Here is a 464-nt window from a genome sequence, read left to right as displayed (position 1 = left end):
TTAGATACCCTGGTAGTCCACGCTGTAAACGATGGATACTAGGTGTGGGGGGACTGACCCCTTCCGTGCCGCAGTTAACACAATAAGTATCCCACCTGGGGAGTACGATCGCAAGGTTGAAACTCAAAGGAATTGACGGGGGCCCGCACAAGCGGTGGAGTATGTGGTTTAATTCGAAGCAACGCGAAGAACCTTACCAGGGCTTGACATCCCACGGCTGGAATTAGAGATAGTTCTTTCTCTTCGGAGACTGTGGTGACAGGTGGTGCATGGTTGTCGTCAGCTCGTGTCGTGAGATGTTGGGTTAAGTCCCGCAACGAGCGCAACCCCTATTGTTAGTTGCTACGCAAGAGCACTCTAGCGAGACTGCCGTTGACAAAACGGAGGAAGGTGGGGACGACGTCAAATCATCATGCCCCTTATGTCCTGGGCTACACACGTACTACAATGGCGGTAAACAGAGG

1 rRNA gene is annotated in these 464 nt (G+C 52.4%); it reads left to right on the top strand.

The annotated features are described in order from the left end of the window. Positions 1-464, top strand: a 16S ribosomal RNA gene (locus tag DV520_RS12040); the annotation flags it as partial.

The sequence above is a fragment of the Evtepia gabavorous genome, from assembly GCF_003425665.1.
Lineage (GTDB): Bacteria > Bacillota > Clostridia > Oscillospirales > Oscillospiraceae > Evtepia > Evtepia gabavorous.
The sequence above is the reverse complement of the archived record's forward strand: the minus strand, read 5'-3'. Positions and strand labels throughout refer to the sequence as shown.